Below are 20,081 nucleotides of genomic sequence, written 5' to 3' on the forward strand. Positions count from 1 at the left end.
TTGCGTTGAGTGAGCCGCTCGTCATCGTCGGCAACGGCATGGCCGCCGCGAAGCTGGTCGAGGAACTGTCGCAGACTGCGCTCGGCCGCTACGCCATCGCCGTGATCGGCGAGGAGCCGCGGCTCGCCTATAACCGCGTGCTGCTGTCCTCGGTGCTGGCGGGCGAGGCGGCCTCGCACGAGATCGAGCTCAAGCCGGCCGCGTGGTGGCGCGAGCGCGGCGTCACGTTGAAATATGGCGCGCGCGTCACCGGCATCGATGTCGGCCGCCGCGAGCTCCAGATCGAGAACGACGAGAACGTGATGTTCTCGCGTCTGGTGCTGGCCACCGGCTCGCTGCCGCTGCGGCTGCCGGTGCCCGGCAGCGATCTGCCGGGCGTGCACACCTTCCGTGACAGCCGTGATACCGACGTGCTGCTCAGCCTCGCTGCGAAGAAAGCGCGCGTCGTGGTCGTCGGCGGCGGATTGCTGGGGCTGGAGGCGGCCTACGGTCTGGCCCGCGCCGGCGCCAAGGTGACGCTGCTGCACCTGATGGACCGGCTGATGGAGCGCCAGCTCGATGCGCCCGCCGCCGCGCTGCTGAAAGTGCTGGTCGAGCGCAAGGGCATCGAGGTTCTGCTGCAGGCGAGCACGGCCGCGATCCATGGCAGCGCCGGAGTCGAGGGTGTCGAGCTCGCCGATGGGCGGCGCATCGCCGCGGACGCCGTGATCTTCGCTGCCGGCATCAAGCCCAATGTGGCGCTCGCCAAGGAGGCCGGGCTTGCCGTCAATCGCGGCATCGTCATCGACGATGTCATGCAGACCTCGGCTCCGGGAATCTTCGCGCTCGGCGAATGCGCCGAGCATCGCGGCACCTGCTACGGCCTGGTCGAGCCCGCCTACGAGCAGGCACGCGTTCTGGCGCGGCATCTTGCAGGCCGCAAGGCCGCCTATGGCGGCAGTGTCGTGTCAACGAATTTGAAAGTCTCGGGTGTTGCGGTGTTTTCGGCCGGCGACTTCATGGGCGCCGGCGGCAGCGAGGCGATCGTGCTCAACGATGCCAGGCGTGGCATCTACAAGAAGCTGGTCATCGCCGACGGACGGCTCACCGGTGCCGTGCTGATCGGTGAGACCCAGGATGCGCTCTGGTATCGCGATCTGATCCGCAGCCGGACGCCGGTCGCGGCGATCCGGCACGAGATGATGTTCGGCCGCGCGGCGGCGCGGCCCAATGCGGCGTGAGAGAGGGAGCTCGCACGATGACGAGCGTTGATCCGAAGTTGCGCACAGTGCGTACCGCCTGTCCGTATTGTGGCGTCGGCTGCGGCGTGCTGGCGACGCCCGATGGCAGCGGCGGCGCGGCGATCTCGGGTGATCCCGTGCATCCGGCCAATCTCGGCCGCCTGTGCTCCAAGGGCTCGGCCCTTGGCGAGACGCTGGGGCTGGAGAACCGGCTGCTGTATCCGATGGTCCGCTGCAAGCACGGCATGGAGCGGGTGGCCTGGAGCGACGCGCTGGACCACGTCGCCACGCGGCTGAGGCACATCGTCGCCCGCGACGGCGAGGACGCGGTCGCGTTCTATCTCTCCGGCCAGATGCTGACCGAGGACTATTACGTCGCCAACAAGCTGATGAAGGGCTTTCTCGGCTCGGCCAATGTCGACACCAATTCGCGGCTGTGCATGGCGTCCTCGGTCGCCGGCCATCGCCGCGCGTTCGGCGCCGACACGGTGCCCGGCACCTATGAGGATCTCGACCAGGCCGACCTGCTGGTGTTCGTCGGCAGCAACGCGGCCTGGTGTCATCCGGTGCTGTATCAGCGCATGCTGGCGAACAAGCAGAGCCGCGGCGCGAAAATCGTCGTCATCGATCCGCGCCGCACCGATACGGCGAGCGAAGCTGATCTGTTCCTCGGGCTCAAGCCCGGCACGGATGCCGCGCTGTTCTCGGGCCTGCTGGTGCATCTCGCCGACAGCGGTGCGCTCGATCGCGACTACATCGCGCGTCACACGTCCGGCTTCGACGACACGCTCGCGCGCGCCCGCCACCTCGCCGGCAGCGCCGGCGCCACCGCGCTTGCCACCGGCCTGCCGGAAGCCGACGTCGCCGCCTTCTTCAAGCTGTTCCGCGACACGCCGAAGGTCGTCACGCTGTACTCGCAGGGTGTCAACCAGTCGGCGCAGGGCACCGACAAGGTCAATGCGATCGTCAACTGCCATCTCGCCACCGCGCGCATCGGCAAGCCCGGCATGGGACCGTTCTCCCTGACCGGACAGCCCAACGCGATGGGCGGCCGCGAGGTCGGCGGTCTCGCCAATCAGCTCGCCGCGCATATGAGCTTCACGCCGCCGGACATCGATCGCGTCCGTCGCTTCTGGAAGGCATCCGACATCGCCACCCATGAGGGGCTGAAGGCGGTGCAGATGTTCGAGGCGATCGCGCGCGGCCAGATCAAGGCGCTGTGGGTGATCGGCACCAATCCGGCGGTGTCGCTGCCGGATGCCGATCTGGTGCGGTCGGCGCTGAAGAAGCTCGAGCTGTTCGTCATCTCCGAGAACGTCCGCTCCAACGACACCGTGGATGTCGGCGCCCATGTGCTGCTGCCGGCGCAGGCCTGGGGCGAGAAGTCGGGCACCGTCACCAATTCCGAGCGCCGCATCTCGCGCCAGCGCGCCTTCATGCCGCCGGTGGGGGAGGCGAAGCCGGACTGGTGGATCCTGAGCGAGGTCGGCAAGCGGCTCGGCCACGCGGCGGCATTCAACTATACCTCCGCCGCCGACGTGTTCCGCGAACACGCCGCGCTGTCGGCCTTCGAGAACGACGGCAGCCGCGACTTCGACATCGGCGGCCTCGCGACTCTGTCGGACGACGAGTACGACACGATGGCGCCGGTGCAGTGGCCGGTGCGCGCCGGCAAGCCGCCGTCGCCGCGCTTCTTCGCCGACGGCGCCTTCTACACCAACGACCGCAAGGCGCGCTTCGTCGCGCCGGAGGTGCCGGCGCTACGCAGCGAGACCACGGCCGCGCGACCGCTGCGGCTGAACACCGGCCGCATCCGCGACCAGTGGCACACGATGACGCGCACGGGCCTGAGCCCGCGTCTCGGCGCGCATCTGCCGGAGCCGTTCGTCGAGGTGCACCCGGACGACGCGCTGCGCTACGGCCTGATGCCGGACGGCTTCGCCAAGGTGACCACCGATCACGGCCAGTGCATCCTGAAGGTGGTCGTCAGCGAGCGCCAGCAGCGCGGCATGCTGTTCGCGCCGATCCATTGGAACGCGACCAACTCATCGCATGGCCGCGTCGGCGCGATGGTCTCCTCCCACACCGATCCGTTCTCCGGCCAGCCGGAGGCCAAGGCCACGCCGGCCTCGATCAGTCCTTACGAGTACGTGTTCCGCGGCTTCATCCTGTCGCGCACCGAACTGACGCTGCCGTCGAACCTGTGGTGGGTGCGTGCGACCATCCCGGGCGGCTTCGGTTATCTGTTCGCCGACAATGGTGACCTCATGCGCTGGCCCGGCTGGTTCAAGGCCCGCGCCACGGACGACATCGCCGACTACATGGACGTCGGCGGCGGCGTCTATCGTGCCGCGTCGTTCGACGGCGATCGCATCGCAACGTCCGTGTTCGTCGGCCCCGGCCATGACGCGGGCGACTGGAACGTCGTGAAGACGATGTTCGCCGCCGACCATCTCGACGACGAGCAGCGCCGCATGCTGCTGTCCGGCCGCGCGCCGGATGGCACCGGCGGTGGCCCGATCGTCTGCGCCTGCTTCGGCGTCGGCCGCGACACGATCTGCGATGCGATCGCCGCGGGCGCCCGCACGCCCGCAGAGATCGGCGCGAAGCTTAAGGCCGGCACCAATTGCGGCTCGTGCATCCCCGAGATGAAGCGCCTGATCGCGCAGGTGCCGGCGCAGGCGGAGGCATCCGTCAGAGTGGCGAGCTAGCTCGGCACCGTCGTTGCGAGCGAAGGAATCCAGAGTCCCGCGACGGCTCTGGATTGCTTTGTCGCTTCGCTTCTCGCAATGACGGCAGTGGCCGATCGACGCGCCGCGCCATATCCTCTATGATTGTCCTATGAAGCACAAGACATTCGGAACCGGCGGCGCCGGCGTGTCCGTCATCGGGCAGGGCACCTGGTATCTCGACCACGCCGACCGCAAGCGCGCCATCACGACGTTGCAGCGCGGCCTCGACCGCGGCATGACGCATATCGACACGGCGGAGATGTATGGCGACGCCGAGCTCGTCATCGCCGACGCCATCACCGGCCGCCGCGACGAAGTGTTCCTGGTCTCGAAAGTGCTGCCCAGCAACGCCTCGCGAAAGGGGACCATCACCGCCTGCGAGCGCTCGCTGAAGCGGCTGAGGACGGATCGCCTCGACTGCTATCTGCTGCATTGGCCTGGCTCGCATCCGCTCGAAGAGACGGTGGCTGCATTCGAGGAACTCAAAGCCGCCGGCAAGATCGCGTCCTGGGGCGTCAGCAATTTCGACGTCGACGATCTCGACGATCTCGACGAGCTGCTCGACGTCGCAGGCCGGGGCAAGATCGCCTGCAATCAGGTGCTCTATCATCTGCAGGAGCGTGCCATCGAGCACGCGGTCATTCCATGGTGCGGCCAGCATGGCGTCGCCGTGGTCGCCTATTCGCCATTCGGCCATGACGACTTCCCGGAGCGCCGCAGCACGGGCGGCGAGGTGCTGCAGCGCATCGCCGAGCAGCATCACGCGACGCCGCACCAGATCGCGCTCGCCTTCCTGACCCGCGCCTCGTCGCTGCTCGCGATCCCCAAGGCGTCGCGGCCCGAACATGCCGAGGAGAATGCCGCGGCCGGCGAGATCGAGCTGACCGCCGCCGACATTGCAGCGATCGATCGTGCTTTCCCGCGCGGTCCGAAGCCGCGCGGTCTGCCGATGCTGTAGTGCAGCATCACGGAGTATTACGGATGTTTGCTACTCCGGCGCGTAGCCAGCGCATAGATGCTGCCCGCTTTCGACGGGTTGTCGCGGCGCCGTGATTGGCGTTTTGTCGCCTCTCACCGATTCGTTTCGCCTTCCAATTTCCGAGTTCGACCGTGACCCCGCCCCCGAGCGCGGCTGCCGCCGCGCGGCTTGACGACGTGCCGACGACACTTCAGGACAAGCCGAGTGCGGCGCGCAAGCGTGCGCCGGCGCGGGCCGACCGCCCGTTCCGCGGCATCGCGCTGATCCTGCTGTCGACCGTGTTCCTCGGAACCTCGGACGTCACGGCGAAATATCTCTCCAAGACCTTGCCCTCCATCGAGATCACCTGGATCCGCTTCGTGGTGTTCGCGCTGATCATGGTGCCCGCGATGATCCCGGGCTCGCCGCTGTTTGCGATGCGCACCGAGCGCGTACCGCTGCATCTGCTGCGCGGCATCGCGCTGCTGGGCTCCTCGATCATGTTCATCTCCGGTTTACGCTATCTGCCGATTGCAGAGGCCTCCGCCACCGGCTTCGTCGCGCCGCTGTTCGTGACCGCGCTGTCGATCATCTTCCTTCACGAGAAGGTCGGCCTGCGCCGCTGGATCGCGACCGCCGTCGGCCTGTTCGGCGTGCTGATCATCCTGCGCCCGGGCACCGGCGCGTTCCATCTCGCCGCGCTGTTTCCGATCGCCTCGGCGTTTGCCTGGGCCTGCACCCTGATCATGACGCGCATGATGAGCGGCCGCGAGCACGCCATCACCATCATGACCTATTCGTCGATCGCCGGCGTCTGCCTGCTGTCGGCGATGGTGCCGTTCGTCTGGACCACGCCGTCCTGGCAGGACATCGGCTTCGGCGTGCTGGTCGGCGTCGCCTCGACCATGGGGCAGTGGATCGTCGTGCTCGCCTTCCGCTATGCCGACGCCTCGGTGCTGGCGCCGTTCTCCTACACTCAGCTGCTGTGGGTCAGCATCCTCGGCTTCCTGGTGTTCGGCGAGTTGCCCGACGTCTGGACCATCGTCGGCGCCGCCTTCATCGTCTCCAGCGGCCTCTACACCGCCCACCGCGAGCGCGTCCGCCGCTCGCAATTGCTGCAGGTCGCCGGCGAGAGCTCGCCGAATCCGTAGACGCCTCTCCACACGGCCGTCATTCGGGGGCGAGGCCGTCAGGCCACGAACCCGGAATCTCGAGCTTGGTTTGCTCCCGCGTCTCATCTCGGGATTCCGGGTTCGAGCCTCGCGGCCTCCCCCCGGAATGACGGAGCGTATGGCTTGGAGTTGGCTCCCGCCGATGCTACCTGTGCTCCCCAGCAACAAGAACAATGGGGAGCACGCCGCGATGATCAATCTCACGCCCGAGACGGTTCTGCCCGATGATGGTGCCAGCGGCACACTGGTCGGCCGAGTCTGGCGGCCCGATCTGGACGGACCTGCGGTGGTCGCGGTGCGTGACGACGGCGTGTTCGACGTCACCTCGGCCTTCCCGACCGTCACAGCGTTGTGCGAGCACGACGATCCCGCTGCGGCGCTGAACGCGATGAAGGGTGAACGCATCGGCGACCTCGCCGCCATTCTCGCCAACACGCCGCCAGACCGCCGCAATCCCGCCCAGCCATGGCTGCTGGCCCCGGTCGATCTGCAGGTCTTAAAGGCCGCTGGCGTCACCTTTGCGATCTCGATGCTCGAGCGCGTCATCGAGGAGCGCGCGCGCGGCAATCCGGCGTCCGCCGAGGCGATCCGCAAAGAGGTGGTGCGCCTGGTCGGCGACGATTTCTCCAAGCTCAAGCCCGGCTCGGACCAGGCGATGCACTTGAAGCAGGTGCTGATCGAGCAGAACGCCTGGAGCCAGTATCTCGAGGTCGGCATCGGCCCCGACGCCGAGGTCTTCACCAAGGCGCCGACCTTGTCCTCGGTCGGCACCGGCATGGATGCCGGCCTGCATCCGAAATCGACCTGGAACAATCCGGAGCCGGAGGTCGTGCTGGTGGTGTCGAGCCGCGGTACGATCGTCGGCGCGACGCTCGGCAACGACGTCAATCTGCGCGACTTCGAGGGCCGCTCGGCGCTCCTGCTCTCCAAGGCCAAGGACAACAACGCCTCCTGCGCCATCGGCCCCTTGCTCCGCCTGTTCGACAAGACCTTCACGCTCGACGATGTCCGCAAAATGGACGTGGCGCTCAACGTCGCCGGCAGCGATGGCTTCGTGCTCGACGGGCATTCGTCGATATCAAAGATCAGCCGCGACCCGACCGATCTCGTCGCCCAGACCATCGGCGCCGTGCATCAATATCCCGACGGCTTCGCGTTGTTCCTCGGCACCATGTTCGCCCCCGTCAAGGACCGCGACGCGCCGGGGCAGGGCTTCACCCACAAGCGCGACGACATCGTCACCATCTCCGCCCCGCAACTCGGCCGCCTCGTCAACCGCATGCGCAACAGCGACGAATGCGAGCCCTGGACCTTCGGCGTCGGCGCGCTGATGCGGAGCCTGGCGCGGCGCAAGCTGAGTTGAGCCGCGCAGCATCTTCACACACTGCGTCATTCCGGGGCGCGCGACAGCACGAGCCCGGAATCCATACGCCGCAGCGGGCGTGAGGCGGATGGTCTGAGTTACGATCGCGCTCCACCACGCAGGTTCGTAGTTATGGACTCCGGGCTCGCGCTGTCGCGAGCGCCCCGGAGTGACGGCGCCGTTGATGTTACCGGCGTCGGTCCGTCACCAATGTCCGTTGCCGTCTCAATCCTGCCGCACCTCACGCGCTCCGCACCGGCGCCAGCCCGCGTTGTCCCTCCGCGGCCAGCGCGGCGCGGCGGTTGGCGACGGCTTCGTGAAACTGGATCAGCACGAGGTTGAAGGCGGTGAGATCGCCGTCCTCGATCGCGCCGTCGTCGTGGCAGGCGAGCGTCTCGCGCAGGATGGCATCAGCCTCGGTCTGCATCTGGTCGAGCTCCGTCAAGGTCTGGGCCTGGCGCGCTGACGCGATCGCGGCGAGCAGGCGGTCGCGATGATCGGTGTTGTCCTGCCGTTCGCCGCGCTTGAGGAAATGCCGCAGCCAGGCTGCGGCCGAGCCGAGGCCGGACAGGATCAGCACCGCGCCCCACAGATAGTCGCTGTATTTGTCGAGGAAGCTGCGCTCGTTGTTGTCGATATAGGCGGCGGCGCCGGGATGGGCGGGCAGCGCGGCGTCCTTGTCGGTGTCGGGCTTCTGGATCCTGGCCGCGCCCGGCACGGTCTTGGCGAGCTGTGCCTTGGCGGTGAACAACAGCCGCGCGAAGGCGCCGGCCGTCTCCTCCGACATCGCGGCGGTGGCGATGATCAACTGATTGATGCCAACCGTCTCGATCTTGTCGTCCGGCCGCTGCGGCGTGGTGGCGAAGGCGCCGGTTGGAATTTCCTCGGACTCATAGAGCGGATGGCGCTCGGCGATCGCCTCGGAGACGTCGACGGCGAGGAAGCGCGGCTCGCCGCGGCGACGCGCGGTGGCGGCGATCGCATCCGCGATGGTCTTGTCGTTGACCGCGCCGACCATGGCGAAGGCGTCGAGCGTGGCATCTGCCGTCATCTCGGAGACCTGGTTGGCGCCGAACTGCACGACCGTCACCTTGTCCGGATTGACTCCGGATTCGCCGAGCACGACCCGGAGCAGGGCAACGTTGACCTGGCTGACGCCGACAACGCCCAGCCGGCGTCCGGCGAGATCGGCCATGCCCTTGATGCGCGCCTCGGACTTCGGTTTCGGCCCGCGCGGCGCCGCCCACAGCACCAGCAGATTGCGCCTGAGGATGGCCATCGAGCGGGCCGTCGGCGGCAGCTGCAGGTCGCCGCGCGCGACGGCGAGCTCCGCCTGTCCGTTCGCGAGCATCGTGATGCTCTGCAGCGGTCCGTCGGTTGCGACCGGCACCAGGCGGAGGGCGCTGTCCCTGGTGTCGAAGGCGTCCGCCAGCGCCCGCACCAGAACATCGTCGTCGCTGCCCGCAGGCCCGACCGCGATCCGCAGGGTCTGCGGCTGCCACAGCCAAGTGCCGACGGCGAGCAGCACGGTCAGACACGACAGCACGCTCGCCAGCGCGAGCAGCTTGGGAAAACGCCGCCGTCGGCGCGGCAGGGGACTGTCTGGCGAAACGACGGTCGGCGGCATCGGTGAGATCGGGCCTCGTGGGCCGGCGCGGCGGCGGCCGGCAGGGGTCTCACCGTAATACACTGTTGTGACAGTTGCGACGCGATCGACGATCGTGGGAGTGGCGTGAGGGATGCCTACGCCACAGCTGTCATCGCCCGGCTTGACCGGGCGATCCGTACGCCGCAGCCTGAGTGGGTCCATCGAAGGCGCCGCGGCGTACTGGATCCCCGCTTTCGCGGGGATGACGGCTGTGTTCGGGGCGGCCCTGGGACAGGAATGAAGTCCGAACTGCCGGACGCGACGGCGCCCCCCTCACACATGCCCCGACGCCATCTGCCCGGCGGCGCGGCGGGGGCGGTCCTGCAATTGGGCGGCATCGCCGAGCTCGCGGACCAGCGAGAGCGCATGGTCGCGCTCGGCGGCCGAGCTGCGGCGCGGCTCGGGGCGGCGCGGCGCCAGATCGTCCCCGATCGGATCCTTCGGCACCAGTGACAGCGCCCGCGCGAACGGATCAAGCGATGCGTCGTGGCCCTTGCCGCTCTCACGGCTCGGCTCCGGCTCGGCCGGCCGCCGCGCCACCAGGGTCTTGATGCGGCCGATCAGGCCCGACGGCGCCTCGGGCGGTGCCGAGTCGAACGGATCGGCATAGAACGTCGCGCCGGCCTTCTCCACCATGCCGGCGAGCGCGGTGACCATGCGCGGCGAGCCGCAGGCATAGACGACGTCGGTGGATGTCAGCGTCGGCATCGCCGGCTCGATCCGTCCGGTGCGGATCGAGGGATGATTGACCGGGCCTTCCTCCACGGTCGGGATCACCGTGACGTTCGGCAGCCGCGCCAGCTGCGCCAGGATCGGCGTCATGTAGAGCTGCGGCAGCTTCTTTGCGCCGGCGATGATCACCATCGGGCGGCTGCGGTTCTCGCGCAGCGCCATCGCCGCGATCGCCCAGATCGGTGCGAAGCCGGTGCCGCTGCCGGCGAGCACGAGGCGGCCGGCGCCGCCCGGCCGCAGGAACGCATGGCCATACGGCCCCTGGATGCGCAGCCGGTGCCCGGGCCGGATGCCGCTGCCGAGCGCCTGCGTGACGCGGCCGCCGCGCACCTTCTTGATGTTGAGATGGATGACGCGGCCGCCGATGCGGCCATCGAACGACGCGGTCGGGCTGTAGGCGCGCGCCGGATAGCCGGCGAAGGTGAACTTGAAGTACTGGCCCGGCAGGTAGCTGATGCTCTTCTCCGGCGCGATCATCAGCTCCATGATGTCGGGCGCGACCTCGCGCAGGCCGACGAGCCGCGCCTTGCAGGTATCGATCTCCGGCACATCCTCCACGTCGACATCGAGGTCTGACACCACGCGCGCCTGGCAGGCGTAGATCATACCCTGCGTATGCGTCTCGCCGCACACCGTCTGGCCCTTGGACACGTGAACCATGCAGGTGCCGCAGGTGCCGGCGCGGCAGTCGAACGGAATCTCGACGCCGTTGGCCAGCGCGCCATCGAGCAGCACGTCGCCTGCGCGGACGCGGAACTGGCGGCCCTTGACGGTGACGGTCCTGAAGTTCGACATGATCAACTCCTCGATGGAATACGCTTTGACTGTTGGAAGATTTGTGCCGATCACGCCTTGCCGGGCGAGACGCGGATCAGGTTCTTGTTGGCCGTGCTCTCGAACCGGCTCGACCAGTAGTTCGAGGCCATCACCGGCCGCTTCAGCCAGCTCACCTTCGGATTGCGCAGCACCAGGAACCAGAAGAAGAACGGCGTCGTGACGCAGTGCGAGACCAGCGGAAACCAGTCCGGCAGCAGCGAGGCCGGGCCGGGCAGGCGGTACCAGTAGTAGGTGCTGATCGCGGCCGCTGCGAAGATGCGATGCATCTGGGTGCGGCTGGCCGGCTTGTAGCGCAGCACATGTTCGCCGATCTTGAAGATGGCGTAGCTGACGATGGCGGCGATGAACGGCCAGGCATAGGCGGTGATGACGGCGGCTTGATCGACCTGTTGCGGCGGATAGTCCGGCACCTGAAACCAGCCCCAGACAAAGCCCGGGAAGCTGCCAATCAGGAAGTTGCCGAGGAACTGCTGGACCTTCGTGGGCACGCCCTGGGTCGGCGTCAGCTCCGGCGTCGAGTCGGGGCAGGGGTTGCTGCAGGCTTCGCAAATGTTGCAGCGGGCGTTCTTGAAGGTCAGGGCTGGGTTGGTGCCGTAGAGCCGCTCCACGGGGTGGATCGGGCAAAGCGAGGTGCACCAGCCCGAGCGCATCTCGAAGATCGAGCCCATCGCGAACGCCATGAACGCGGCCGACAGCAGCATCAGCGCCGTCAGCGGGCCGTCGACATTCAGTCCGATGCGCCGCATCGGCACCACGACGAACAGCAGGGTCACGCTGATCACCGCCAAGGTCGCCGCGCCCCATTCGGGCATGCGGATGTTCTGCGAGATTCCCATCTTGTTCGGCAAGAGATGAAAGGTCGCCATCGGGCAGATGTTACGCCACAGGCCAGGCGAGATCGTCACCAGCGCCGGCGCGATCGGGATCAGCAGATTCCACATCAAGGCTATGCCGAGCGGCGGAAAGAACAGCAGGAGGTTCACCAGTAGAACGCCGACGACCAGCATGACGGTCTGCATCGTCAGCCAGAACCGCCGTTCGGCCCGACCGGTGCTGCGGCTGCCCGGCTGCGCCGCCGGCTGATAGCGGGCAGGAGCGACGTTGACCGCCACATGGGCGAGCGGCCGGGCGTTCCTGTATTGCGGAGCATGGTCGTGTCGGGACGAACGTTGAGCGCTGATGTTTTGCATTGCTTCCCAGGACGCGTTTTGATCTTCACGATCGCGCCGACGTCACGGTCCCGAGCTGCCGACTTGTTAGTTCGGCGATCCCGTCGGCGCGTGTCGCAGCGCATGCTGTGCTGCAGAATCTGACGGCGAGATGTGGCGCTTTTTGACGGCCAATATGGACGTCCCTGGGCCATGCTGCGGTCGGCCTGCGGCCGATTGATCTGGATCAAATCCAGGAACATCAAGGAGTTGATCAGGATCCATTGTTGATTGTCAAAGCCGTTTGATCTGGATCAATGACGGCCCTGGCTGTGACGCATCGCAGGCGTGATCGAGGCGGCGAATATGTGCTCCTATCAGCGGCCTCATGGTTCGAGACGCGCCTACGGCGTTTCCGTTACTCGACGCGGAGACCCCAGGGCTGCACGTCGGGCAAATCAGGTCGCGCGCGAAATTCCTGTCCAGCCCTCTGCTGAAAAATAAATTGCTTGGCGACTTCGCAAAATCAGCATTACTCTTCCGCCCATTCCGTTGCGTCGGAGGGGGCGTATCGCGGTCGTCATGGACGTCGGCAGCGGAATGCGGTGGGCGTGGGTCGTTGCAGCGTGATCTTTCGCGCCGACGAACAGCGATGCACGCACGGTCAAGTCGCGCGGTCCTGGCACCCCGAAGCTGGTGTCACGCCTGTGCCGGCGCTCACGCGCCGCGCAGGCCACGGTGGCCAAAAGCCGGCGCACCGGGGAGAACGCGAAGCAGCCGTCAAAACCATCGCGCAGGGAAGGCCGGACGTGTTCGGCCAGACCTGTGGTACCTGCCGCCTGCATTCTTTTCCGCAGGCGGGCCACGGGCGCGGCCAGCGCCCGGCCTTCCCTGCGCCCTCTGTTTGTTGAGGGCGATGCTGGATCAAAGCTCGGGCGCAAGACGCGTCGCGAGATCGCGAAGCTGTATTCTCATGCATCAGAAAATACTGTTGGACGAACGTGAGCACGGCAGAGACCACAGTCGTCATTGCGAGCGCAGCGACGCAATCCAGGATCTTCCCGCGGATGCACTCTGGATTGCTTCGTCGCTGCGCGCCTCGCAACGACGGAGATCCTGGTGGGCGTCTCGTTTCAACAAGCACGGTGTCGTCCCGGCGAACGCCGGGACCCATAATCCCAGGGAGATGTTGTTGCGCACGATGTCGGCCCAGTCTTGTCTCACCACACCTGCTGCGGAGTATGGGTCCCGGCGTTCGCCGGGACGACGGTGGGGCGTGGCGAGGCGGCGTGGCTCACACCGGAAGTGCGATCGAGTACTTGACCTGGCTCAGGGCAAAACTCGACTCGATCGAGGCGATGCCGTCGAGCCGCGTCAGCTTGGTCTTCAGGAATGCCTCATACGACGACAGGTCCGCCGCGACCACGCGCAGCATGTAGTCGCGATTGCCCGTCATCAGATAGCACTCCAGCACCTCGGGCCAGGCCGAGATCGCCTTCTCGAAGCGCTTCAGGTCCTCCTCCTTCTGCCGGGCCAGCTTGATGGAGATGAACACCGAGACGTGCAGCCCGAGCGCCTTCTGGTTGACGGTGGCGATGTAGCGGGTGATGACGCCGCGCTCCTCCAGGAGCTTCACCCGGCGGTGGCAGGGCGAGACGGAGAGGCCGACCTTGTCGGCGAGCTCCTGCATGGTGATGCGGCCGTCGGCCTGGAGGTGGCCGAGGATCTTGCGGTCGATGACGTCGAGTTCGGGCATTGGGATGCTGTGCCGGGATTGATAGCTCTGACGGGAAAATATCCCAATAATGTTCGCCCATGCGCGAAAAATTGAGAATTATGGCCAGCTCGACGGGACTAGAGTCAACGAATCCACCGAACCGCCCCTGGGAGCAGCGCGCCATGGCCAGGCCACCCGCATCAACGCCATCCGCATCGTCAGACCGTCTCGCTATCCTGAACGCGCTGACCCGCAAGGCCCTGTGGCTGTCGTCTTGGACGATTCATCACGCCAACCACATCCGGCCGAACATCGACGGCCTCAAGGTCGGCGGCCACCAGGCGTCCTCCGCGTCGCTCGCGACCATCATGTCGGCGCTTTACTTCTCGGTGCTGCGCCCAGAGGATCGCGTCGCGGTGAAGCCGCATGCGAGCCCGGTCTTCCATGCCATCCAATATCTGTTCGGACGGCAGACCAAGGAGAAGCTGGAGAATTTCCGCGGCTTCAAGGGCGCGCAGTCCTATCCGTCGCGCACCAAGGACGTCGACGATGTCGACTTCTCGACCGGCTCGGTCGGCCTCGGCGTCGCGCAGACGCTGTTCTCCTCGCTGGTGCAGGACTACGTCAAGACGCATGGCTGGATGAAGGATCGCCGCGAGGGTCGCATGATCGCGCTGGTCGGCGACGCCGAGATGGACGAAGGCAACATCTTCGAGGCGCTGGCCGAGGGCTGGAAGCACGGCCTGCGCAACACCTGGTGGATCGTCGACTACAACCGCCAGAGCCTGGATGCCGTGGTGCGCGAGGGGCTGTGGGAGAAGTTCGAGACCATGTTCCGCAACTTCGGCTGGGACGTGGTGATCGTGAAATACGGCCGGCTGATGCGCGAGGCCTTTGCCGAGCCCGGCGGCGAGTCGCTCAGGCGCTGGATCGACAACTGCCCGAACGCGCTGTACGCGGCGCTGTGCTTTCAGGGCGGGGCGGCGTTCCGCAAGCACATCCAGGACGAGATCGGCGACCAGGGCGACGTGACCCGGCTCCTCGATAATCGCAGCGACGACGAGCTGCTGGCGCTGATGAGCAATCTCGGCGGCCACGACATGGCGAGCATGCTGGAGGCGTTCGAACAGATCGACCACGATCGCCCCGTCTGCTTCATCGCCTACACGATCAAGGGCGTCGGCCTGCCGTTCCAGGGCCACAAGGACAACCACGCCGGGCTGATGACGGTCGCGCAGATGGAGAAATGGCGCGCCGAGCAGAACATCCGTCCGGGCCATGAGTGGGACAAGTTCGAAGGCCTGACGCAGGACCCGGCGACGCTTGAAGCGTTTCTGGCCTCCGTGCCGTTCAACCGCGACGGCCGCCGGCTCGACGACGCCGTGCTCGACGTACCGGAGCGGCTGACCTTCACCGCGGCCGCGCAGATGTCGACGCAGCAGGGCTTCGGCTTGATCCTTAACGATCTCGCCCGCAGCGACATCGCGATGGCGTCGCGGATCGTGACCTCGTCGCCCGACGTCACCGTCTCGACCAATCTGGGCGCGTGGGTCAACCGGCGCGGCCTGTTCGCGCATGCCGAGAAGGCCGACCTGTTCCGCAGCGAGAAGATCCCCTCGACCTTCAACTGGGCGGCCTCGCCCAAGGGGCAGCACATCGAGCTCGGCATCGCCGAGATGAATCTGTTCATCATGGCCTCGGCGCTCGGCCTGTCGCACTCCATCAACGGCGCGCGGCTGCTGCCGATCGTCACGCTGTACGATCCGTTCATCGAGCGCGGCCTCGATGCGCTGAACTACGCCTGCTATCAGGACGCGCGCTTCATGGTCGTCGCGACCCCGTCGGGCGTCACGCTGGCGCCGGAGGGCGGCGCGCACCAGTCGATCGCGACGCCACTGATCGGCATGGCGCAGGACGGCTTGTCCTCGTTCGAGCCGGCCTTCGTCGACGAGCTCGCGGCGATCATGAAATGGGGCTTTGGCCACATGCAGGCCGCGCCGGGCGAGGGCGGCTCGGTCTATTTGCGGCTATCGACGCGCACCGTCGACCAGCCGCAGCGGATCATGACGCCGGAGCTGGAGGCCGACATCGCCGCCGGCGCCTATTGGCTGCGCAAGCCGGGGCCGAATGCAGAAGTGATCATTGCCTATACCGGCGCGCTCGCGCCTGAGGCGATCGAGGCGACCGGATTAATCGGCGAATCCCGCCGCGACGTCGGCCTGCTCGCCGTCACCTCGGCGGACCGGCTGCATGCCGGATGGACGGCGGCGCGCAGCCTGCGCAGGCATCGCCGCGGCGTGCAGCATCTCAGCCATATCGAGCAATTGCTGGCGCCGCTGCCGCGCGACTGCGGAATCGTCACCGTCATCGACGGCCATCCGGCGGCGCTCGGCTGGCTAGGCTCGGTGCGCGGCCATCGCGTCGAGGCGCTGGGGGTCGAGAAGTTCGGTCAGACCGGCACGATCGACGATCTCTACCGTCATAACGGCATGGACGCGAATGCCATCATCGACGCGGCCGAGAGCCTGACCGGCGCGCCGGTGCGGCACCGCAAGATGGCGGTGTGAAAGCTGAGGGGATCTCACGAGTCTGAACGTAGATACGCCGCCTCCTTCGCCTGGACAAAGGAGACGGCGCTGCAACTTGGGGACAAAGGACTGCGTGCTAAAAAATCAGTCAGTACGAACAGACCCAGCCATTCGTGATGAAACTGCGTCTTCCGGGGCCGGCGATCTACGGGGGTAGCGTACCCGAGGTCATCGCTGCAGAATGTGAACCAGTTCACATCTCGCAATGAATCTTCAGGACTGGAATTCTGTGGTCCGGAATGAGGTCCTCGGCCGGCCTGGACGTCGGATCAGGGGCTTGCTGCAATGCAAAATGGCGCGGCGACGAAACGCGTGTCCGTCGGCTTGCGCCGGTCGAGGCCTTGCTCCTATATCCGACCGACGCAACCCCGGTCCCCGCATGTGGCGGGTTCATCCCGCGGATCGCGCGTGCCAGGATGCAGGTCCGCGCGCAGCCGCTCCCCCATATGCTTCCACCTGAAGAGGTTTTCCGATGGTCAATCGCCTGCAATTCTACATCGACGGCGCCTGGGTCGATCCGGTCGTCAAGAAGTCCACCCCGGTCGTCAATCCCGCGACCGAAGAGGCGATGTATGAGGTTGCGCTGGGCTCCAAGGCCGATGTCGACAAGGCTGTCGCCGCCGCCAAGCGTGCCTTCGAAACCTTTTCGCAGACGAGCCGCGAGGAGCGCGTCGCGCTGCTCGAGAAGATCATCGCCATCTACAAGGGCCGCATGAAGGAGATCGGCGCCGCCGTGTCCGACGAGATGGGCGCGCCGCTGCCGATGGCGGAGAAGCTGCAGGCCGGCGCCGGCCTCGGCCATCTGATGTCGACGCTCGATGTGCTGAAGAAGTACGAGTTCGAGGAGACGCTGCCGTCGTCAGTGGTGGTGCGCGAGCCGGTCGGCGTCGTCGGCATGATCACGCCCTGGAATTGGCCGCTCAACCAGATCGCCTGCAAGGTCGCGCCGGCGCTTGCCGCGGGCTGCACCATGATCCTGAAGCCGTCGGAGTTCACCCCGACCTCGGCGCTGATCTTCGCCGAGATCCTGCATGAGGCCGGCGTGCCGAAGGGCGTGTTCAACCTGATCAACGGCCTGGGGCCGGAGGTCGGCGCCGCCATGAGCGAGCATCCGGACATCGACATGATCTCGTTCACCGGCTCGACCCGCGCCGGCATCGACGTCGCCAGGCGCGCCGCGCCGACCGTGAAGCGCGTCAGCCAGGAGCTCGGCGGCAAGTCGCCGAACGTGATCCTGGAGGGCTCCGACCTCGTGAAGGCGGTGACCGGCGGCGTCATGCACATGTTCAACAATTCCGGCCAGTCCTGCAACGCGCCGTCGCGCATGATCGTGCCGGCTGCGCGGATGAAGGAAGTGGCTGCGATCGCCAAGGGCGTCGCCGACAAGACCAAGGCCGGCGATCCGCGCGGCGAGGGCACCACGATCGGCCCGGTGGTCAATCGCGGTCAGTGGGACAAGATCCAGGCACTGATCAACAAGGGCATCGAGGAGGGCGCGACCCTCGTCGCCGGCGGCCCGGGCCTGCCCGAGGGCGTCAACAAGGGCTTCTATGTCCGTCCGACGATCTTCGCCGACGTCAAGCCCGAGATGACCATCTCGCGCGAGGAAATTTTCGGACCGGTGCTGGTGATCATCGGCGCTCAGGATGAGAACGAGGCGGTCAAGATCGCTAACGACACGCCCTATGGTCTTGCCGGCTACGTCACCGCGCCGACCATCGAGAAGGCGCGCGAGGTCGGCCGCAAGATCCGCGCCGGCAACGTCAACCTGCAGGGCGTCCCGAACGACCGCACCGCGCCGTTCGGCGGCTACAAGCAGTCCGGCAACGGCCGCGAATGGGGCCGGTTCGGTCTCGAGGAGTATCTCGAGGTCAAGGCCGTCGCAGGCTACAACGCGGCTTGATCGGTGAAGGTGCGTAGGGTGGGCAAAGCGAAGCGTGCCCACCATCTACGCCATCAACAAGAACGGTGGGCACGGCGCTCCGCGCCTTTGCCCACCCTGCGAAGCGAAGACTTAACCGCCGAGCGCGCCCTGCGTATTCACGTAGAGCGCGTAGATCGACTGGCTGGCGGCCATGAACAGGCGGTTGCGCTTGAGGCCGCCGAAACAGACATTGGCGCAGCGCTCGGGCAATGCGATGCGTCCGATCGGGGCGCCATCGGGCGCGAACACCATGACGCCGTCGAGCTCGGGCGAGCCCATGCCCCAGCCGCACCAGAGATTGCCGTCGACGTCGCAGCGCATGCCGTCCGGCGTGCCCGGCCCGGCATCGATGTGGACCCGCTTGTTGGCAAGCATCGTCCCGTCAGCGGAGACGTCATAAGCGAGGATCTTGCGGTTCGGCACGCCGCGGGATTCGACGACATAGAGGATGGATTCATCAGGCGAGAAGCACAGCCCGTTCGGTCCCAGCACGCCCTCGGCAACGATGCTCGCTTGGCCAGTAGCGCCGTCGATCCGGTACACGTTGGCGTCGATCTCGGACTCGGCCTTGTAGCCCTCGTAATTGCCGAGCAGTCCGAAGGTCGGATCGGTGAACCAGATCGATCCGTCGGACTTGACGACGACGTCGTTCGGCGAGTTCAGCCGCTTGCCGTCGAAGGCGTCCATCAGCACGGTAATGGACCCGTCATATTCGGTCCGCGTCACGCGGCGGCCGCCATGCTCGCAGGTGACGAGCCGGCCCTGCCGGTCCCTGGTGTTGCCATTGGCGAAGTTGGACGGCTTGCGGAACACCGACACCGCGCCGGTCTCCTCCTCCCATTTGAGGATGCGCTGGTTGGGAATGTCGCTGCACAGGAGATAGCGCCCATCGCCGAACCACACCGGCCCCTCCGCCCAGCGCAGGCCCGTCGCCAGCCGCTCCACAGCCGACAGCTTGAGCCAGTACTTCTCGAAGCGCGGGTCCAGCGCCTGGATCGCCGGATCGGGATAGAAGGTGGCAGGGCGAAAGCCTTGCGCATGAGCGTTTCCGTCGGACATTCGGCCCGTCCTGTTATTGCGCGGTTGCGATCTCTGCTATCATTGACAGGTAACGACCGCAAACCTGCGGACCCAACACGAGGGATGAAATGCCACGTATCTTGATGACCGGTGCGAGCGGTGGAATCGGCTCTTCCTTGCGGAAGCTGCTGCCGCCGATTTATCCGGACCTTTTGCTCAGCGACCTCAAACCGCCGGCCGATCTCTCCAGCCAGGAGACCTTCAAGGCGGCCGATCTGGCCGACCTCGCCCAGGTCGAGGCGCTGTGCGAAGGCGTCGACGGCATCATCCATTTCGGCGGCTATTCGGTCGAAGGTCCCTGGAACGACATCCTGCAGGCCAACATCATCGGCGGCTACAATTTGTTCGAGGCCGCGCGCCGCAAGGGTGTGAAGCGTGTTGTGTTCGCGTCGTCGAACCATGCGGTGGGCTTCTATCCGCGCCATCGCAAGATCGACAATGACGTGCAGCCGCGCCCCGACGGCCGCTATGGCGTCAGCAAGGTGTTCGGCGAGGCGGTGGGCTCGCTCTATGCCGACAAGCACGGGCTGAAGGTCACGTGCCTGCGCATCGGCAATTTCGGCGAGAGGCCGCTCGACCGGCGCCGGCTGTCGATCTGGCTGAAGCCCGAGGATCTCGTCCAGCTCTGCCGCATCGGCCTCGAGCATCCGGACATCCATTTCGAAGTGCTGTACGGCGCCTCGCTCAACGAGCGCGCCTGGTGGGACAACCAGCGCGCCTATGATCTCGGCTACCGTCCGACCGGCCGTGCCGAGGATTTCCGCGAGCACGCCCTGGCCGAGCAGGCCAAGCTGCCCGCCGATCCGATCGGGGACTATTTCCAGGGCGGCGCGTTCTGCACCACGGAGTTCGACGGTGACACCAGCCGGATCATCGACTGGGGTTGATACGATCTCGCCGTTCCGGGGCCGGCGTGCCCCGGGACGGCGCTTGCGACAGACAAGAACAAGAATAGAAGAAGA

14 protein-coding genes are annotated in these 20,081 nt (G+C 66.6%); 8 read left to right on the forward strand and 6 right to left on the reverse strand.

Going from position 1 to position 20,081, the window contains the following annotated elements:
* Window positions 1-5: 5 nt before the first annotated feature.
* From BRADO_RS11590 to BRADO_RS11610, 5 genes are all read left to right on the forward strand, one after another.
* The gene (locus BRADO_RS11590; protein WP_050780994.1) at window positions 6-1,220 is read left to right on the forward strand and encodes an NAD(P)/FAD-dependent oxidoreductase; all 1,215 of its coding nucleotides are present in this window, start codon (window positions 6-8) and stop codon (window positions 1,218-1,220) included.
* 17 nt (window positions 1,221-1,237) lie between these two features.
* Window positions 1,238-3,931 (forward strand): nitrate reductase, encoded by a 2,694-nt coding sequence (locus tag BRADO_RS11595; protein ID WP_041756390.1) that lies wholly within the window; start codon window positions 1,238-1,240, stop codon window positions 3,929-3,931.
* Between the two features lie 130 nt (window positions 3,932-4,061).
* Window positions 4,062-4,910, forward strand: coding sequence for an aldo/keto reductase (locus BRADO_RS11600; RefSeq protein WP_011925510.1), 849 nt, complete (start codon window positions 4,062-4,064; stop codon window positions 4,908-4,910).
* Window positions 4,911-5,107: 197 nt separating this feature from the next.
* The gene (locus BRADO_RS11605) at window positions 5,108-6,061 is read left to right on the forward strand and encodes a DMT family transporter (RefSeq protein WP_011925511.1); all 954 of its coding nucleotides are present in this window, start codon (window positions 5,108-5,110) and stop codon (window positions 6,059-6,061) included.
* A gap of 211 nt (window positions 6,062-6,272) precedes the next feature.
* A complete protein-coding gene (locus BRADO_RS11610) occupies window positions 6,273-7,445 on the forward strand; it encodes a fumarylacetoacetate hydrolase family protein (protein WP_011925512.1) in 1,173 nt (390 codons plus the stop codon).
* A 241-nt stretch (window positions 7,446-7,686) separates the two neighbouring features.
* On the opposite strand, the gene BRADO_RS11615 is transcribed toward BRADO_RS11610, so the two are convergent.
* The 5 genes from BRADO_RS11615 to BRADO_RS11630 all read right to left on the reverse strand — a co-directional run bounded on the left by BRADO_RS11615 (window position 7,687) and on the right by BRADO_RS11630 (window position 13,566).
* The gene (locus tag BRADO_RS11615; protein WP_011925513.1) at window positions 7,687-9,072 is read right to left on the reverse strand and encodes a TAXI family TRAP transporter solute-binding subunit; all 1,386 of its coding nucleotides are present in this window, start codon (window positions 9,070-9,072) and stop codon (window positions 7,687-7,689) included.
* A gap of 294 nt (window positions 9,073-9,366) precedes the next feature.
* Window positions 9,367-10,620, reverse strand: coding sequence for a 2Fe-2S iron-sulfur cluster-binding protein (locus tag BRADO_RS11620; RefSeq protein ID WP_011925514.1), 1,254 nt, complete (start codon window positions 10,618-10,620; stop codon window positions 9,367-9,369).
* 50 nt (window positions 10,621-10,670) lie between these two features.
* Window positions 10,671-11,774, reverse strand: a complete 1,104-nt coding sequence (locus tag BRADO_RS11625; protein WP_041756391.1) for a ferredoxin — start codon at window positions 11,772-11,774, stop codon at window positions 10,671-10,673.
* A 494-nt stretch (window positions 11,775-12,268) separates the two neighbouring features.
* Complete coding sequence (locus BRADO_RS33940) at window positions 12,269-12,655, reverse strand: hypothetical protein (protein WP_244423023.1); 387 nt, start codon at window positions 12,653-12,655, stop codon at window positions 12,269-12,271.
* 449 nt (window positions 12,656-13,104) lie between these two features.
* Entirely contained in the window at window positions 13,105-13,566 is a 462-nt protein-coding gene (locus BRADO_RS11630) for an Lrp/AsnC family transcriptional regulator (protein WP_011925517.1), read from the reverse strand.
* A 143-nt stretch (window positions 13,567-13,709) separates the two neighbouring features.
* Between BRADO_RS11630 and BRADO_RS11635 the strand changes: the two genes are divergently transcribed.
* Both BRADO_RS11635 and BRADO_RS11640 read left to right on the forward strand, forming a co-directional pair.
* Complete coding sequence (locus BRADO_RS11635) at window positions 13,710-16,094, forward strand: transketolase (RefSeq protein ID WP_050780995.1); 2,385 nt, start codon at window positions 13,710-13,712, stop codon at window positions 16,092-16,094.
* 493 nt (window positions 16,095-16,587) lie between these two features.
* Window positions 16,588-18,018, forward strand: a complete 1,431-nt coding sequence (locus tag BRADO_RS11640) for an aldehyde dehydrogenase family protein (protein ID WP_011925519.1) — start codon at window positions 16,588-16,590, stop codon at window positions 18,016-18,018.
* A gap of 111 nt (window positions 18,019-18,129) precedes the next feature.
* On the opposite strand, the gene BRADO_RS11645 is transcribed toward BRADO_RS11640, so the two are convergent.
* Window positions 18,130-19,098, reverse strand: coding sequence for an SMP-30/gluconolactonase/LRE family protein (locus BRADO_RS11645; protein ID WP_011925520.1), 969 nt, complete (start codon window positions 19,096-19,098; stop codon window positions 18,130-18,132).
* 89 nt (window positions 19,099-19,187) lie between these two features.
* Here BRADO_RS11645 and BRADO_RS11650 point away from each other — a divergent pair, with 89 nt between their 5' ends.
* A complete protein-coding gene (locus BRADO_RS11650) occupies window positions 19,188-20,006 on the forward strand; it encodes an NAD(P)-dependent oxidoreductase (RefSeq protein ID WP_041756392.1) in 819 nt (272 codons plus the stop codon).
* Window positions 20,007-20,081: the final 75 nt, after the last annotated feature.

The organism is Bradyrhizobium sp. ORS 278 (assembly GCF_000026145.1).
Lineage (GTDB): Bacteria > Pseudomonadota > Alphaproteobacteria > Rhizobiales > Xanthobacteraceae > Bradyrhizobium.

What these genes read in the sequence shown, in the direction of transcription:
- BRADO_RS11595 (WP_041756390.1), top strand. Translation starts at nt 1,238, where the DNA reads ATGACGAGCGTTGATCCGAAGTTGCGCACAGTGCGTACCGCCTGTCCG.
- BRADO_RS11600 (WP_011925510.1), top strand. Translation starts at nt 4,062, where the DNA reads ATGAAGCACAAGACATTCGGAACCGGCGGCGCCGGCGTGTCCGTCATC.
- BRADO_RS11610 (WP_011925512.1), top strand. Translation starts at nt 6,273, where the DNA reads ATGATCAATCTCACGCCCGAGACGGTTCTGCCCGATGATGGTGCCAGC.
- BRADO_RS11615 (WP_011925513.1), bottom strand. Translation starts at nt 9,072, where the DNA reads ATGCCGCCGACCGTCGTTTCGCCAGACAGTCCCCTGCCGCGCCGACGG.
- BRADO_RS11620 (WP_011925514.1), bottom strand. Translation starts at nt 10,620, where the DNA reads ATGTCGAACTTCAGGACCGTCACCGTCAAGGGCCGCCAGTTCCGCGTC.
- BRADO_RS33940 (WP_244423023.1), bottom strand. Translation starts at nt 12,655, where the DNA reads ATGCAGGCGGCAGGTACCACAGGTCTGGCCGAACACGTCCGGCCTTCC.
- BRADO_RS11630 (WP_011925517.1), bottom strand. Translation starts at nt 13,566, where the DNA reads ATGCCCGAACTCGACGTCATCGACCGCAAGATCCTCGGCCACCTCCAG.
- BRADO_RS11635 (WP_050780995.1), top strand. Translation starts at nt 13,710, where the DNA reads ATGGCCAGGCCACCCGCATCAACGCCATCCGCATCGTCAGACCGTCTC.
- BRADO_RS11640 (WP_011925519.1), top strand. Translation starts at nt 16,588, where the DNA reads ATGGTCAATCGCCTGCAATTCTACATCGACGGCGCCTGGGTCGATCCG.
- BRADO_RS11645 (WP_011925520.1), bottom strand. Translation starts at nt 19,098, where the DNA reads ATGTCCGACGGAAACGCTCATGCGCAAGGCTTTCGCCCTGCCACCTTC.
- BRADO_RS11650 (WP_041756392.1), top strand. Translation starts at nt 19,188, where the DNA reads ATGCCACGTATCTTGATGACCGGTGCGAGCGGTGGAATCGGCTCTTCC.